The following is a 16,563-nucleotide window of genomic DNA, read 5'->3' as shown; positions in this document are numbered from 1 at the left end:
ATTAGCTATTAGTTAATGACATTAACTCCAACAAACAAGAACTAAACTTAGTATTGCATAGGGAATTAGCAGTAAATGACGGTAGAAAAGAAGCATGCAACAGAAACGGGACTAACACTCAAAGTGAAGCTTATTTTTGCTATCACTTCAGTGTTGCTCTTTTCTATCGTCTTAAACACCACTCTAAACTATCTCAACTTTGAAAAGAGACTGAATGAGACTTCAGACTCAACCTACCAAATCGTGCTTGAGGAAACTCATAACGACATAAACCAAGCAATCAGCCTTGGTTTACCTCTCGCCTCGATCACCAACATTCAAAACCTGCTTGAGAGAAGAATTAAGCTGGTTGAAGGAATTTCTCATATATCGGTGACTTCAGAGTCAGGTGACACACTTTTCGGTGCAGGAACGAAGATCGAAAAAACAGAACGTCAGTTAAAGCTTGATATCTATAACACCTTCAATGTTAAAGAGGGCGAACTGTCGCTTCATTACGAAACTGCTCCGCTCAATTTGATTAAAGCGTCTCTACTGAAAGAGCAAATATTCATTGCTGCATTCTGGCTTTTCATCACAGCAGGTCTTGGCTTTATTGCGGTTAAAAACTTATTGGATGTTTTTTTGAAAAAGGTTAGCCAAGCTCACTCTGTTCTATCATCCGATGATAAAGAGACTAGCTCACAGACATTAGCGAACATAACCAAAGCACATCAGATAATTAATGCAACTGCGGCTCGTTCGCAATGGGCAAAATGGACAGCGAAACACTTTCCTATCGTCATCATCAGTATCACCGTAGGCTTAACGGTGGTTGCTAATGTAGGGCTCTCCTATCAATCCATGAACTCTTTTTCATCAGTCTATGAAAACAAACTAGAACAAAAATCAAACCTCATTGGCGACACCCTCTCTAGTGTCATCGAACGCCTAGTAAACAATGACATTCCACTTAATCGGCTAAATGGTCTTGAAGAAGAATTTTCAATCTATACCCATAGTCATCGAGAAATTCTCTCAATATCTTTAATTAACAATGGCCAAAGTGCATATCAATATCCTGAGCACTCTGTCGGTGAAGGTAGCGTACACACTTCACCAATTAACAGCATCGATAATGTATACGTAAAAGTTGTGACTGATGACAACATAATCCTAAACTTACTTAAAGAAAGCTTTATGGATATGGTGACAGTATTAATTGCTTCCTGCTTGGTTGTTATAGAGATCATCCTTTTTACTTGTCATTTTCTAATATTAGCGCCTTGGCAACAGCTTAAGCAGGTTTTCATGGCCGTCAACCGTGACATTGTAAATCACTTAGCAACCATTATTTCAAAAGACGAAATAGGGTTGTTACTTAAGAAATTGAATAACAGTGTTGTAAAGCTCAACCCAAATCAGCCAAACAAGAATCTATTTGCGCTTGATTATCGTTTTATACGACTGCCACTCTTTTTACTGGTGTTTGCAGAAGCGTCTTCACTCGCGTTTTTTCCAAATTTTGTTTCTAGCTTACCCAATAACCTAGATTGGATACCTAAAAGCCTAGAGACCAGTATACCAATATCTTTGTTTATGCTCTGTTGGGCACTTTCTCTTCCATTTGCTGGCTATTGGTCTGATAAAGTAGGTCGACGAAAGTCATTAATTACTGGCGCTGTCATCACTGCTGTCGGCCTTTCTCTCACTGCTTTTGTTCCTAATATGCTGACACTGCTGTTTGCAAGAGCAATAACAGCCGTTGGGTACGGGATTGTCTTTATTTCAGCGCAAGGTTATGTCACCGATACAACACACGATGGAAACAGAACTAAGGGCATGGCAACCTTCTTGTCTGCATTCTTCTCTGGTTCACTGTGTGGTGCAGCTATTGGCGGAATCATGGCTGACAAGTTAGGTTTCTCTACCACCTTTTTGTGTGCCGCGATGCTTGCTCTAATGAGTGCATTGTTAGTCTGGATCTTTTTCACTCAAAGAGAATCTCAAAACAGCAGCAAACCAGTTCGTTTGTCTGACTTTAAAGTTCTGTTAGGTAATAAATACTTCGCTCTTATCTGCCTTTTCAGTGCAATCCCCGCAAAGATTGTTTTGACTGGTTTTCTTTATTATATCTGCCCTGTCTATTTACAATTTTTGGGAGAAAGCAGTTCTGTTTCAGGGAGAATTATGATGACTTATGGGCTTTCACTTATTGTCATCTCCCCTCTTAGCGCAGCCCTCGTTGATAAGTATCGCAACAAAATGGTGTTTATCGTCTGTGGAGGTCTGCTTTCTGCGGTCGCTCTAATCAATATTCTAATACTGCCGGGGACGTATGGTCTCTTAATGATCGTAATTTTCATCGGCGTCGCTCATGGCATCTGTGTATCACCTCAAATTCCACTCGTAATAGAGCTGCTCCGCAATCAAGGAATAGACAAGGGAAAAACAATCGGAATTTTCAGGCTAATTGAACGAATAGGCAATGTGGCGGGGCCAATATTGGCAGGCTTTATTCTTAGCTTATTCGGTTTTGAAACGACCATACTGATCTTTGGTTTGACTCTACTCACAAGTTCCATTGTATTACTTAGCCTCTATACGCTGTTTACCAAGTCAGACAAACAGCAGCTGGAGGCATCACAATGATTCGACCTTTGTTAGCCATATTATTAATCATGCTGCCATCGCTATATTCTCCTATTGTTTCAGCCTCAGAGAAGAGCCATGTAGTTATGTTGCTATGGCGAGGCGTGACTGATGCTGAGAGAGGCTTTATGGAGTACCTCTCCAGTAAAGTCGATGTCGAGTATACAATTCTTGATGCCAATCGTGACAAAGCAGCGCTGTCTGAAAATATTCGCTCTATCGACAAACTCGATGCGGATCTTGTTTATACCTTCGGTACAACCGTAACGCTGTCACTTCTTGGCACTATCGAATCTCCATCTAAATTCCGCTCAGGTAATATTCCTGCGGTATTTAGCATCGTGAGTGACCCTATTGGTTCAAAGATTGTTTCTGAAAAATCGGTTTCTAGAAACTTCACTGGCGTAAGCCACATTGTTCCTCATGACGTACAGTTTAAATCCATCAGCAAACTTGATGGAATAGAAGCAATTGGAATTATCTATAATCCACTCGAAAACAACTCTGTTGTCACCGCCGAAAAAATGTTGGCGTTATCTGAACAATATAATAAGCGTGTTGTTTTATATCCATTGACCATTAATCAAGGGCAACCTAGCTTAGATTCAATTGACGATATCGTAATCAAAATGGATAACGATGGTATCGACCTTGCGTATTTGCCGCCCGACTCATTTATCATTTCGTCAGCAAAACGAATTGTGAATACTATGCATAGTCATAAGATCCCGACGTTTTCGTCTACTGAAACACCTATTCGAAACTCCCAAGCGTTAATCGGGATTGTCAGTCGTTACTATAATGTTGGTCAATTTACCGCCTACAAAGCCGAACAAGTTCTCACTTCAAGCATTAATATGAGAAATATCAGTGATATTCCTATTGAGCCATTAAGTCAGTACTCATATATTGTTAACATTGGAGCAACTAAACAATTAGACTATTACCCTCCGGTATCGGTGTTAAAAATATCTGAACTTATAGGGAATAACAGTGATGATAAATAGGTTTGCCTTATTGATATCCTTATATATTTTAGGGATAACTAATTTAAACGCTGAAGGTGTGACTAGCCAAAGTAGCGTCGGTCAAAATAACTTTGGCCCTACTCGCTTGTTGTTAACAACTCAGGACTGGCCACCATACCAAGAGTATAAAAATGGGCAAATGCAAGGTTTAGCACTTGGTAAAGTAAAGTGCGCACTGGGAAAAATGAGCCAGCCTTATCAAATTACAATGACTTCGTGGTCAGAGGCTCAACTAAAGGTACATAGTGGAACACAGCATGGTTTCTTCGTCGCAACAAACACCCAAGAACGAGACGAATATGCGACTCTTTCAAACGCGATTTCTGAGCAAAAACTATATTGGTACTTCGGACCTGGTGTCCCAGCAAAAATCGACGAGCTTTCGAAGTTAAACCTTAAATTTTCAGCAAAATTTGGGTCAAACAAGTGGTTTTGGCTAAAACGTAATGGATATAACGTCGTAAAGCAGCCACGTGATGCTAAAGTATTATTAAAGCTACTAAAAAGCCGAGAAATCGATATAGCTTTAGAAGATAAGCTTGTTTTTGATTCTGAGATAAAAACATCGCAATTACCCACTGATTACTTTCAGTCAGAATTGCTAGAGACGAAACCCATGGGCGTCTATTTTTCAAATCGATTTTTAAGTAAGTACAGCGGTTTTCTAGATAAATTTAACCTTGCCGTTGCGAAGTGTGCAGAGTAGCAAATCAAAAGACAGAACTGCAAAGAATAGTAGCAGGCAATGCGAGGCCGTAATTAGTGAGAGACAATATGAATGAGAGACAGTACTAATGACTATTAGTGTTCATTTAATTTCTATTCCTGAAGATGAAGTAGTCACATCACGAGTTGTCTACTTACCTGAAAATGGAGGTGAGTTTGGCCGCTCTCCTTCTTGTGATATTGCTTTGCCAGACCAAAGTAAGCGAATCTCTCGCGTACACGGTCGCATTTCTCTAGGCGACAAAGGTTATGTCGTTTCAAATCTAGGTAAAAATCAATCTTCACTGAACGACAAGCCATTAGTTTCAGGTAAGGAGTATCCACTTAACGATGGTGACATCCTTGTTATTGAAAAATACACTATGTTGATAAGCACCTTAATGAGCAGTAATAACGATTTAAAACAACCTCAAGCAGATGATTTCAATTTAAATGAGCCTGCATTTTCGCTGAATCTAAAAGATGATAATGTCGACTTTCTGGATCAAGTAAGCGAGCCTCCAGCAAAACAGCGTAACGCCAGTTTCTCCCAAACGAATGTATTGAGCGACGACCCGTTTTCTTCTGACCCTTTTGAAGACTTCACGTCCGCTGAAATTGAACCTCACATCGATGTTCAAGCCAATGTCGAAATTCATGAGGTGAGCCAAGAAGAGATCCAGTCTTCAACATCTGATTTAGAGTATCTGCCAATTAGCAGTGGCGACCAATCGACGCAGTTAGAGGAAACACTGAATAAACTTGTTTCGTTAACAGAAAAGAATCAACAATACTTGCAGAACCCGCCTCTGCAACATGACATTCTTTTTGAAGCTTTAGAAAAAACTGTTGATCAGTTCCTTAATGAGTTTGCTCCACAACAGTTAGAGCATCAGTTTAATAATTATATCTCTGGTGGATTGTTCTCGAGTAAAGAAAAAAAGTACTGGCGTATATACACGAAGCACTTTGAGCATAGAAAAGATAACGGTGAGTTTCGACGTCAATTCAAAGCCCTCTTTATGGAGAACATGCAAAAACAGGGAGAAGAGAATTGAAAGCGCAGTGGTTAGCATTAGCACTCTTAGCAATATTTATGTTTGGCTGCTCTTCCGATCCAGTTCCAACTTACACATCGCATAGTTTCGCAATAAAAGCAGATGACACGATCAATCCATCGAATTCCAGTAAAGGCAACCCAGTCGTGGTTAGGCTTTATCAACTAAACGAAAAACAGGCGTTCTTACAAGCTCAATTTATTGAACTCTATAACCAAGATGAACAAGTGCTATCAGCGAGCCTTATTTCAAAACAAGTGCTCCCAATTGTAATGCCAACTAGTACCAGCACCATCGATATTGATATCAACAAAAATACATTGTTTCTCGCCGTGCTTGTGGAGTTTGCTGATTATCAACAAAGCGAACCTAAAGTAGTCACCGTACTACCTACCGATGAAGAGCAATATTTACAACTGAACTTATCGGGAAACAAAGCCGAATTTGAGGTTATTACTCCTGATACAGGATGGTGGTAACAGTCTATGAATATCAATAAAAAACAGTCTCTAAGAAGCAGTTAGTTTAAAGAAATAAGTTGTCTCAACGACATAGGGAAATAGCGTGGACGCATTTAAAAAAGTAGTATGGCAAGAAGGAATGTTTATCGCTCCTCAGCACTTTCAGCAGCAGGATCGTTATGTACAAAACTACATTCGCCAAAATGTCGAAACCCTTGCTGGTATATCTCCATTTTATGGTGTGACAGAGCTAAGCATCAACCATGACCTACTAAAAATAGGCAAACTATCAGTATCACACTGTAGCGGTTTATTCCCTGATGGTACTCATTTCGATTTGTTAAACGAAATAGTGATTGATATCCCGCAGGGTACAATTGAAACCATCGTTTATCTAGCATTGCCGATCTCACTGCAAGGCAATAATGATTACAGCCAGAAAAACAGCGACCAAAGCCGTTACCTAACTCAAGCGATCAATGTCTTTGATACCTCTACCTCTGAAAACGCAAATGTCGAAATAGATGTAGCATTACTCAACATCAGCTTAAAGTTTAACAGTGACGATGTATCTGGCTTTACCTTAATCCCTGTTGCTAAAGTACTTGAATGCAGTGAATCCGGTGATGTAGTTCTCGACCGCTCGTTTATACCAGCGAGCTTGCATTACGGGGCATCTCTACTTTTAATTGAGCGAATCAAAGAGATCCATGCCTTAACAAATAACCGAGCAAATAACTTAATCAAACGTATACAAGCCGGACAGGGGCAGAAAAGCGCTCAATCAATGATGCAAGACTACCTATGGCTACAGGTTCTGAATTCATGGCTTCCGTGGTTTGACTTAACCATTGCAAACCCTAAGCTACAAACTCATAAGCTATACAGTAAGCTAAAGCAATTTGAAGCTCAGGTATTGGCTCTTACGCCAGCACTACCCGATACCTGTAAGCCTCTAAGTCAGCACGATCTCTACGAATGCTTCAATCCGTTATTTTCCAATCTTCGAAATATGCTCACCCTTGTGCAGCAAGACTCTGTATTGGAATATCACTGGGATATGTCGTTATTTGAAAAGCGTCGCTTACTAAGAACCATCATTAAAGATACATCTGCCGTCGCAAATCGTCGCTTGGTGCTCAGCGTTAAATCCAACATCAATAGTAGCGACCTTAACGAGCTTTTCCCTGTATCAGCTAAGTTAAGCAGTAATACGCGCATTGTTGATATTGTTCGGAACTCATTGTCTGGAATCACAATTACGCCTTTACCACTCGCGCCTAGCGAACTGAAACCGATTCAAGGTGTTTCCTATTTTGAAATAGATAGCCTTGATAAAACCTGGACTGAAATGTTAGATAACCGAGATGCACTCGCGATGCACGTCGACGCCCGAATTTCTGAACTTGAAGTCGTGCTCTACGCATTAAGGTAACGATATGGAATTTGTAGACGAAGATACGCTTGTTTGGGATAAATCGAATCAGACTTTTTCAAAGCCTGAGGATATAGATACGCCGACACAACGTGTTCCAATTCATTCAGATTCAAATCAAACGGCCTTTTTGCAAAACTTTGATAAGGCGGAAAATCAGCTGTTGAATATCAGCAGCTCTCTTCTTGCGACGGTTCTTAAAATATCGACTATGCCAGAGCCGTATGATCTTACCTCTCTGCGAGAAGAGATCATTCATGACATCAACAACGTTAAAGAGCAAGCAAGCCAACTCAGCTATCCCATTGCAGTCATTGATAAACTCTGCTTTCTTTACGCAGTCGTCATTGATGAGTTGATAATCTACACTGACTGGGGCGAGCAAAAAGGATGGGAAAACAAAACTCTGTTAAGTGAATTGTTCGGTATGCGAAATGGTGGCGAGCTATTTTTCAACGTTACTGAAAAAGCGATTCGGCAACCACATAAAATGATCGATTTGCTTGAGATAATCTACATCTTTTTAAGCATTGGTTTTAAAGGTCAATTCAGAGAGCATGGCAGCGACCAACTCAAGACATCAATTCATCAGTTAGAGCAGTTGATTAGTCAGTACCGTCAATCCAGCCATATATACTGTCACACAAAAGTGTCATTACCCAAGATACGTAAACCCGCAAGAAAAAGCCGCTACGTTATCTCTACTGTCTTCTATCTAATGCTTATTTTGACAACCGTTGGGCTTACTCAGTATTGGTATAACGAGACTCACCCACAGCGAGCTCGTGATTTTTCCTACCTTGGAGATTTCAGCCAACGCTATATTTTGTCGAGCCAAACCAGCGATATTATTTATATCAGCACTGAGGAGGATATTGACAAGCAAAGTGAATATTCCATTAAAGCCATCAGTGTTAGTGACATGAGAGCCATTAACGCAAGTAACAGCAAAACCACAAGTGTTGAACCCACAGATAACGTGTTTAAGAGTGCCAGTAGCGAGATACCTTGGTTAGTTCAACTCGCAACATTTTCATCGAAAGCTAATGCATCCGCATTTATTAAACAGCTATCTGTCTCCACTTTTGAGCCAACTATCGACGAATACAAAAGCTATTTTCGAGTGATCGTCAGTGCGACATCGTCGACACAAGCGAAATCAATAAAGAAATGGTATCAAAGTAACGACAACATCAACGCCATCATCGTAAAGAACGAACAATAACAATTAAGGATGAAGTTTATCTATTATGCCTGATACGAAATCATCGCAGAAAAATAGCAAATCAAAGCGAGTGATCATCTCCTTTATCGTATCGCTACTTGTCTTGATTATAAGTGGCGTCACTGCGTGGGCCTTTAGTTGGCTTGCTCACTTGGTGGCTGTTATCTCTGTAAGTATGCTCATCGCATTGTTATTTGGCTTATTCACCTTCTGGTTAATGTCTCGGCCTAAAAAGAAAACAGCTGACGATAATCAACAACGAATTTTACTTAAAAAACGCCAAAAGCTTCTCATCACTCACTTTCACCGAATGATGAGAATACAAAGTCGGAAGAAGTTACGTTTAAGCCGTTACGACTTACCTATCTACTTTTTATTGAGCCAAAACCCTCAACAAGACAAACGAATAATCAGTCAAATGGGGTATGAAGCGTACAAGTTGGATGATTTTGGAAATGACATAGAGTTCCCTATCCTATTTTGGCAAAGCGAACACTCTATACTAATGTCAATTAGCCTTGGCGACGATCAACACCCCGAATACATTAAGACCCTTTGTAAATGTTTAAATAAATGGCGCCCTCGTCAGGCCATTAATGGTTTGCTGTTAACAACAGATATTGCTTCACTGCTGACTAACGAAGAGCAAGTCACTCAAAATGCTGATGAATTGAAATCCACGATTCAGACCTTTAATCACACGTTCGGTTTAAACTTACCAATTTATAATGTCATTACTAACATGGGCAGTATCAGCGATTTTTGTCAGTTTTTCTCTTCATTCGACGAATCCAAACGTAATGACGTACTTGGCGCTACCTTCCCACACCAAAAACATGGTGGCATCGATTCCTACTGGTTTTCAGACGAGTTTGATCACTTAACTACTCAACTGATTAGCAATGTAAATACCGCACTGGGTAATCAGCTCAATCAAGATTTCAGGAACTCTATTGTCTCTGCGCCTTTCCAGTTTGGTCTGCTGAAACAGCACTTGTGGACGTTCTTACAAAGGCTTTATCGAGGTGAACAATTAAGTGACGGCCTTCAATTTAGAGGTTTCTACTTCACTCATAATGGTACAGAACAGAATCAAAAAGACATTTTAGCAAGTGTTGTCAATCACTCACTTGGTAACGATGAGTACCTTTCCAACCCTCAACTCCCTGTTAACCAAACGCTTTTTTCACAACATTTAATGACTCATGTTGTGCTAAACGAACAGGAACTTGTTGGAGTCAATAAGCGTAGAGAAAATGCTCTCCTTTTTGCTCAAACTTTCTATAGCTTATTTTGGGCAGGGCTTTTGGTCGCAACTCTAACTTTGATTAAGTTCAACTTTGACGATCAAAGCCAGCGTGAGTTAAGAGCAGATCAACTACTCGAGCGTTACAAAGAAGCGATTTCAGCGTCTCCATATGACATTGAAAATATGTCAGACAACGTTCCTAACTTATATTCACTGTATCGAATCTACGCTCTCTATTTAGAACCAAAGCCTTGGTATAATCTTCCATTCCTACCCTCACCGACGATTGAAAAAGAGGTCGAGCAGGCCTACTTTAATGAATTAAAACAAGTTCTTATTCCTTCAATGGAAAACACGCTTGAAAAGGATCTGTTCGTATACGTTAACCTAGAAGACCAAGCTAAGACTCTAACATTACTTAATAACTATCGATTGCTGTTCAATCCAAATCGAACTAACGTCGAAGAGCTAAAAAGCTATTTTATTCACACACTCCAAGAACAAGGTGAAGCCGATAGTGTTAATACCGCCCAGCTTTCTCGTCTACTTAATGATGCATTTGAACAAAATCTAATTCCAGTAAAACCTAATGTGGCTCTTGAGTCTTTGGCGAAGAAAGTCATCAATCAAACTGGGGTCGAGATGTTGCTTTATGAGCACATCGTCAATCTAGATCGGTTCTCTAAGCGTGTTGACATAACCACTGAGCTTGGAAGTAACTTTGACCAAGTCTTTAGCTTCCCGCCTCAGTTCGTGGGTTATTTAGTTCCCTATTTATACACACCATCCGGGTTTAACGAGATTGATCTATCGGTTGACTCTCCGTTAGTTAAAGAGGCTATTCAGGCATACCAAGGGATTGCGGGAGCGGCACCAAGTGCACTGGAAATGTATCGTATTAGCCGTGACCTAAAGCAGATGTACCAGCAGGATTACATTAACTATTGGCGTTCGGTTGTTCAAAACATCGACGTAAAACCGATAAGCAACCCAAGTGAGCTACATCGGACCCTTACCGTTTTGGCAAATCCAAGTGAAAACCCACTTTCACTGCTTTACACCACGCTTGCTAAGTATACTTCCGTTGAAATCGAACCCGTTGCAGTAGAGGGCGAAGAAGCGGTCATCCCAGAGCAGGATACGGATAAGAAAGAGGCTGCTCGTCAAATATCACTGAGCTTCACTGCTGTACATGGTTTAATTACCGTTGATAAAGCCAATAACAAACCTATCGATTCTATATTAGCCTCGATTGCAGAGACTCAAGTCTGGCTAGACAAGTTCTATAAGAGTAATGAACCACAAAGCCTCGCATTTCAAACCTTGTCGGCCTCATTAAAAGCTGATAATCCAATCGGTTCATTAGCAACCGTCGCAACAGATCAACCTGAGTTGATGAAACAGATCCTTGATGGTATCAGTCAACAAAGTAACGAAATGCTGTTATCTCTGACTCATGAGTACCTGAATAGTTCGTGGGCATCTGAAGTCTATCAACCGTACGAACAGACTTTGGCGTCGTTCTACCCATTTAGCCGAAAATCATCGAATGATGCGAGCGTCGCCGATGTATTTGCCTTTTTCTCGAGTAATGGGATTTTTGATACTTTCTACGCAACAAAACTCAAAATGTTTACTGAGACAGAAGGGTCTAGTCCATTCTTACCGGGGCTATTACCTAGCTCTGGTTTGGCACTTGACCCAGATTTATGGCAAATGATCAGTAAAGCTAAGGATATTCAGCAAGCACTATTTCTATCCGATCCAAGTAAGGTTTCTGTCCAATTTCAGATTAAAGCGGTAGACATGACCCCTGATTTGACTGAGTTTTCCATTACCAATCAACAGACAATTTTTACCTATCGACACGGGCCAACATTTTGGAGCCAATTAACGTGGGCAGGAGAAGAACAACTTGAAGATGCGCTCGGTGTTAAGTTAAGTGCGCAAGCTCAATCAGTAGCTCAAGAAGAGTTTTCCGGGAACTGGAATTGGTTCAGATTAATAGAACCTAGAGTGAAGTCAGCTACGTCACAAAAAACCCAAATCCAATTTGATTATGGTGACAGTAAAGTAACCATAGCAATACGAACCCAAGGACAAGTGAACCCATTTGTGCCCGGCTTCTTCGCTGGATTCTCTTTGCCTAGTGGAATCTAACCTATTGGTAATGTCGACCAAGGAGAATACCCTCGTCGATGAGCGCTACATCAGTGCGGCCAAATTGCTAGAAAAAGATGGCTATCAATTTAAACGTGCTCTTCGAGAGCACGTTTATTTTGCCTCTTGTAAGCAATACGGTGACGTTGTCATCAAGTTTGCATCAAGCGTCCCTAGCCGACATGGCTTAAAGCAGGCTGCAGAGTTTCTAACACGCTTTCCATCTCAATATTGGCCCTCACTACTTGAATATAATGGACACAAGCAAATTGATTGGATTATTTACCCTTTTATCACGGGCCAGACATTAACCGAGCAATTAAATAGTATTACCGATACGAGCAATGAAGGAGAGTGCATTTCAACATCTAGACTCAATTCACTTGAATCAGCGGTGTATTCAATTCACAAGTATGGCTATGTACATTGCGACATCAAACCAAGCAATATATTGCTATTGGAATCTCAAGAGGTAATGCTTTTAGATTTTTCTTCAGTCACTGTAATAGGAACAGAACAGCACTCTCTTGCTTTCCAATTCTATAGCCCTGAGTTTTCAAAACCGCGTTCTAACCTCCCCCATCAAAAAAGCACAACTCATTACAACCCGGACCATCCTCATTCATCAGAGACCATCACAACGGCTGATGATTGGTATTCAGTTCGCGCAACACTTTCAAAGCTGTTAGAGCACTCTACTGTACCGGTTCAATCGTTACCGAGTCGCTACCACTTCCTAACACGCTAACAAGCACTACATTTTCTGTCTAATAATCAACACTCTACACCACCCAAAAAATGTAATTCCGGACAAACCCAACCAAGCGCTAGATCACCTTTTTTCGTGAACTTTATGAACAAAACCCTCTAAATGACCGATATTCTTTTTATCCACACATTGCAGACAAAAAATTAACATACACGTAACCTTAATCACATCTACATTGTTATTCCTCCTAACGATGTAGAAAAACATAACGATAAGTACGTCTCTATTCGATTCGTGCACCTACATAAGGAACGTGAAACATGTTTAAGGTATTAAAACCAACACTAGCGGCATCGATCATCGCTGCATCATTTTCTTTTGGCGCTATGGCCGCTGATATGGAAAAAATCCACTTCATCATCCCAGGTGGTGCTGGTGGTGGTTGGGATATGACTGCACGTGGTACAGGTGATGTTCTAGTTAAATCTGACATTGTTGAAAATGTATCTTTCCAAAACCTATCTGGTGGCGGTGGCGGCAAAGCAATTGCACACCTTATCGAAACAGCAGAGCGTCAAGAAGACACTTTGATGGTGAACTCAACACCAATCGTAGTTCGTTCACTTACTGGTATTTTCCCACAATCTTTCCGTGACCTAACACCTGTCGCAGCCACAATTGCCGATTACGGCGCTATCGTTGCTTCGGTTGATTCTCCATACAACACATGGGAAGACGTCGTTAAAGAATTCGAATCAAACCCTCGTAAAGTTAAAATCGCCGGCGGTTCTGCACGCGGTAGTATGGATCACCTAGTTGTCGCAGCTGCGTTTAAAGGTGAAGGTTTTGATGCTAAGAAAGTCCGTTACATCGCTTACGATGCTGGCGGTAAAGCAATGGCAGCATTGTTATCTGGCGAAACTCAGCTTCTATCTACAGGTTTAGGCGAAGTATTAGAAATGTCTAAGTCTGGCCAAGTTAAAATCATCGCAGTTACGGCTCCTGAGCGTCTTGCTGCAGCTCCAAACATTCCAACGCTAACAGAATATGGCAACGAAACTGTATTTGCTAACTGGCGTGGTTTCTTCGCAGCACCAGGCGCTAGCCAAGAGAAGATCGACGAATGGAACAAGGCTCTAACTAAGATGTACAAAACAGAGCAATGGGAAGTGGTTCGTGACCGCAATGGTTGGATTGACAACTACAAAGCAGACAAAGACTTCTATTCATTCCTAGAAGATCAAGAGAAACAGATGGGCGACCTAATGCGCGAGCTTGGTTTCCTGAAGTAACTGCTTTCCTTAAGTAAATAGTATTTAGCACTACTATATAAGGGCTGTATGCGACTCTATATTCGCTATAGCCCTTCATAACACCCAGTTTTGCCGTGTACGAGTTGAACCCCAAAACTCCTTTGTTTATTACATTGTTGTTTATGTATTTAAACATGTAAGCCCAATTGACTAGCAGCAATCAGCTTACTTTTTCGTTAGTGTTTAGGTCTTCAGTATAGCTGACAGCTACTCATTAACTTGCTCGTACGCGGCCTTTTATTTCCTCAAGCAAATGGAGTTGGATATGTCGGATTCGCCAACTAATTTTTTCAGTAAAGAAAACTTACTATGTCGCGATAGAGTCGGGGCGATTATTTTCCTTTTGGTCTGCCTCGTATATGGCTACCAAAGCACTCTCATTCCCCTTTTCCCCGGGGACGAATATGAACCTTTCACGGCTAGAACCTTACCCACTCTACTCACATTTGCTGGTATTGGACTTTCGTTGATCCTCTTAGTTACAGGACAAAAAGACCAAGATAGCGGGGCTGTTTCTGATTTTGACTGGAAGCTGCTTATCGCATTTTTATGCTTGATGGCTCTTTATGGCGTTGGGCTAACTTACCTAGGGTTTGTTCTTGCAACCAGCCTATTTCTGCTTGCAGGGTTTTACTTGCTCGGAGAACGTCGGAAATCAGTACTACTTGGCGCATCTTTTCCTTTTGTAATCGCCTTTTATCTACTTCTGACAGAAGCTCTTGATGTATATCTTGAGCCTGGTCTGCTATTCATTATCTGGTAATTAGGATTAACATTATGTTAGACGGAATTTTACAAGGACTCTCTACCGCAGTAATGCCAATGAACATCATGATGGTGGTAGTTGGTTGTTTTGTCGGTACTTTTATTGGAATGCTGCCCGGTCTTGGGCCAATTTCAGCCATCGCTTTAATGATCCCTATTACATACGGCTTAGACCCTTCTTCAGGTTTAATCTTAATGGCAGGTGTTTATTACGGTGCGGTTTTCGGCGGTTCGACTTCATCGATACTAATCAACGCTCCGGGTTGTTCATCCACAGTGGTGACTGCATTTGATGGGTATCCAATGGCCCAAAAAGGTCAAGCTGGAAAAGCATTAGCATTAGCTGCCTACTCTTCATTCACTGGTGGCACATTATCAGCAATCATGCTTTTAATCGCAGCACCTGCACTAGCAAGTGTCTCATTGAGTTTTCAATCTTCTGATTACTTTGCACTGATGATACTTGGTTTATCTGCCGTTGCCGCATTCGCAGGCCCAGGTCAGGTAATTAAAGCGTGGATGATGACCATTCTTGGTTTAATGCTATCAACGGTTGGTATTGATAAAGGCGTCGGCGTAGAGCGATTTACTTTCGGCTTAACTGATCTGATGGATGGATTTAGCTTCTTGCTTCTTGCAATGGCAACCTTCGCTCTTGGTGAAACTTTGATGGGCATATTGAAGCCACAAAAAGACACCAGTGATGCAGAAAATAAGGTCATGGCTGATATTGGTAGCATGAAGATAACTAAGGAAGAGTTTAAAGAAGTCGCTCCTGTTTCAATCCGTTCTTCTATTCTTGGTTTCTTTACCGGTGTTCTTCCAGGTGCAGGTGCGACAATCGCAGCCTTTCTAAGCTATGGTATGGAACGTAGTTTCGCTCCAAAAGATAAGAAAGAAGAGTTTGGTAAAGGAAGCATTCGCGGTTTAGTCGCTCCAGAATCAGCAAACAACGCCGCATCAAGTGGTTCATTCGTTCCGCTACTGACTCTTGGTATCCCTGGTTCAGGTACTACCGCTATTATGCTTGGCGCTTTAATCTCTTATGGTATCCAACCTGGTCCACGTTTATTTGTTGATCACCCTGATGTCTTTTGGTCGGTTATAATTTCAATGTACTTTGGTAACATTGTATTGGTTATTTTGAACCTTCCACTGATTCCATATATTTCAAAGTTATTGGCAGTACCAAGGACGGTTCTTCTTCCAATGATTCTGTTTTTCTCAATCACTGGTGTTTATTTAGTCTCATTTAATACCATGGACGTGTTCATTATGCTAATCATCGCTATGGCAGCGATAGCACTACGATTGGCCAATTTTCCACTAGCGCCCTTACTACTTGGCTTCATATTAGGTGGTCTAATGGAAGAGAATTTACGTCGAGCGCTAATGATCAGTGACGGTGAGCTAAGTTTCTTGTGGGAGCGCCCTATTACACTCTCATTCACTATAATTGCAGCGCTTGTTCTTGTTAGCCCAATAGTTATCAGCTTCATTAATAAGTTAAGAGCAACACCAAAAGAAGTAGAACAATAAATAAGTACTCATAAAAACAAGTAAGCATAAAAACAAAGGAGCATATACGCTCCTTTGTTTTTATTTACATGTTATCTTAAATAACCAATTTATTAATCAACAAGTTGCATCATCTGTATCACCCTAACCCTGACTCGCTACGACCTATTTTTGCATAAAATTAACTAACACCTTAAAAAATGAGACCTTAGTTCAAAGCGAAAGTGAGAATAGTGTCAGAATAATTTCTCCCTACTATTATTTTCTGTCATTTCTCTTACTATACTGTCACCTAGTAACACGCAT

The 16,563-nt window shown here is 40.9% G+C and carries 12 protein-coding genes; all 12 read left to right on the top strand.

From position 1 onward, the window contains the following. Positions 1 to 75: 75 nt before the first annotated feature. The 12 genes from L4D20_RS20255 to L4D20_RS20200 all read left to right on the top strand — a co-directional run bounded on the left by L4D20_RS20255 (position 76) and on the right by L4D20_RS20200 (position 16,278). A complete protein-coding gene (locus tag L4D20_RS20255) occupies positions 76 to 2,631 on the top strand; it encodes an MFS transporter (RefSeq protein WP_428803399.1) in 2,556 nt (851 codons plus the stop codon). Then, positions 2,628 to 3,638 (top strand): ABC transporter substrate binding protein, encoded by a 1,011-nt coding sequence (locus tag L4D20_RS20250; protein ID WP_428803398.1) that lies wholly within the window; start codon positions 2,628 to 2,630, stop codon positions 3,636 to 3,638. The genes L4D20_RS20255 and L4D20_RS20250 overlap by 4 nt, the downstream gene beginning before the upstream one ends. Next, a complete protein-coding gene (locus L4D20_RS20245) occupies positions 3,628 to 4,365 on the top strand; it encodes an ABC transporter substrate-binding protein (protein ID WP_428803397.1) in 738 nt (245 codons plus the stop codon). Before L4D20_RS20250 ends, L4D20_RS20245 begins: the two co-directional genes overlap by 11 nt. Positions 4,366 to 4,453: 88 nt before the next feature. Next, positions 4,454 to 5,422, top strand: coding sequence for an FHA domain-containing protein (locus tag L4D20_RS20240; RefSeq protein WP_428803396.1), 969 nt, complete (start codon positions 4,454 to 4,456; stop codon positions 5,420 to 5,422). Further along, positions 5,419 to 5,901, top strand: a complete 483-nt coding sequence (gene tssJ, locus L4D20_RS20235) for a type VI secretion system lipoprotein TssJ (protein ID WP_428803395.1) — start codon at positions 5,419 to 5,421, stop codon at positions 5,899 to 5,901. The genes L4D20_RS20240 and tssJ overlap by 4 nt, the downstream gene beginning before the upstream one ends. Before the next feature lie 85 nt (positions 5,902 to 5,986). Continuing rightward, entirely contained in the window at positions 5,987 to 7,318 is a 1,332-nt protein-coding gene (tssK, locus tag L4D20_RS20230; RefSeq protein ID WP_428803394.1) for a type VI secretion system baseplate subunit TssK, read from the top strand. Between the two features lie 4 nt (positions 7,319 to 7,322). After that, positions 7,323 to 8,543, top strand: a complete 1,221-nt coding sequence (gene icmH, locus L4D20_RS20225) for a type IVB secretion system protein IcmH/DotU (RefSeq protein WP_428803393.1) — start codon at positions 7,323 to 7,325, stop codon at positions 8,541 to 8,543. A 25-nt stretch (positions 8,544 to 8,568) separates the two neighbouring features. Then, the gene (gene tssM / locus L4D20_RS20220) at positions 8,569 to 11,952 is read left to right on the top strand and encodes a type VI secretion system membrane subunit TssM (protein ID WP_428803392.1); all 3,384 of its coding nucleotides are present in this window, start codon (positions 8,569 to 8,571) and stop codon (positions 11,950 to 11,952) included. A gap of 10 nt (positions 11,953 to 11,962) precedes the next feature. Then, on the top strand, positions 11,963 to 12,700 hold the full coding sequence (locus L4D20_RS20215; RefSeq protein WP_428803391.1) for a protein kinase domain-containing protein: 738 nt from the start codon (positions 11,963 to 11,965) through the stop codon (positions 12,698 to 12,700). 281 nt (positions 12,701 to 12,981) lie between these two features. Further along, entirely contained in the window at positions 12,982 to 13,953 is a 972-nt protein-coding gene (locus L4D20_RS20210; protein WP_428803390.1) for a tripartite tricarboxylate transporter substrate binding protein, read from the top strand. A 286-nt stretch (positions 13,954 to 14,239) separates the two neighbouring features. Continuing rightward, a complete protein-coding gene (locus tag L4D20_RS20205; RefSeq protein ID WP_428803389.1) occupies positions 14,240 to 14,737 on the top strand; it encodes a tripartite tricarboxylate transporter TctB family protein in 498 nt (165 codons plus the stop codon). Between the two features lie 14 nt (positions 14,738 to 14,751). Further along, positions 14,752 to 16,278: a tripartite tricarboxylate transporter permease gene (locus tag L4D20_RS20200; protein WP_428803388.1), complete on the top strand. Its 1,527-nt coding sequence runs from the start codon at positions 14,752 to 14,754 to the stop codon at positions 16,276 to 16,278. The last annotated feature ends 285 nt before the right edge of the window (positions 16,279 to 16,563 follow it).

This window comes from Vibrio kyushuensis (genome assembly GCF_050337325.1).
Classification (GTDB): domain Bacteria; phylum Pseudomonadota; class Gammaproteobacteria; order Enterobacterales; family Vibrionaceae; genus Vibrio; species Vibrio kyushuensis.
This window is presented reverse-complemented; position numbering and strand designations above follow the sequence as displayed.

What these genes read in the sequence shown, in the direction of transcription:
- L4D20_RS20240 (WP_428803396.1), top strand. Translation starts at nt 4,454, where the DNA reads ATGACTATTAGTGTTCATTTAATTTCTATTCCTGAAGATGAAGTAGTC.
- icmH (WP_428803393.1), top strand. Translation starts at nt 7,323, where the DNA reads ATGGAATTTGTAGACGAAGATACGCTTGTTTGGGATAAATCGAATCAG.
- L4D20_RS20205 (WP_428803389.1), top strand. Translation starts at nt 14,240, where the DNA reads ATGTCGGATTCGCCAACTAATTTTTTCAGTAAAGAAAACTTACTATGT.
- L4D20_RS20245 (WP_428803397.1), top strand. Translation starts at nt 3,628, where the DNA reads ATGATAAATAGGTTTGCCTTATTGATATCCTTATATATTTTAGGGATA.
- tssM (WP_428803392.1), top strand. Translation starts at nt 8,569, where the DNA reads ATGCCTGATACGAAATCATCGCAGAAAAATAGCAAATCAAAGCGAGTG.
- L4D20_RS20210 (WP_428803390.1), top strand. Translation starts at nt 12,982, where the DNA reads ATGTTTAAGGTATTAAAACCAACACTAGCGGCATCGATCATCGCTGCA.
- L4D20_RS20215 (WP_428803391.1), top strand. Translation starts at nt 11,963, where the DNA reads ATGTCGACCAAGGAGAATACCCTCGTCGATGAGCGCTACATCAGTGCG.
- L4D20_RS20250 (WP_428803398.1), top strand. Translation starts at nt 2,628, where the DNA reads ATGATTCGACCTTTGTTAGCCATATTATTAATCATGCTGCCATCGCTA.
- L4D20_RS20200 (WP_428803388.1), top strand. Translation starts at nt 14,752, where the DNA reads ATGTTAGACGGAATTTTACAAGGACTCTCTACCGCAGTAATGCCAATG.
- L4D20_RS20255 (WP_428803399.1), top strand. Translation starts at nt 76, where the DNA reads ATGACGGTAGAAAAGAAGCATGCAACAGAAACGGGACTAACACTCAAA.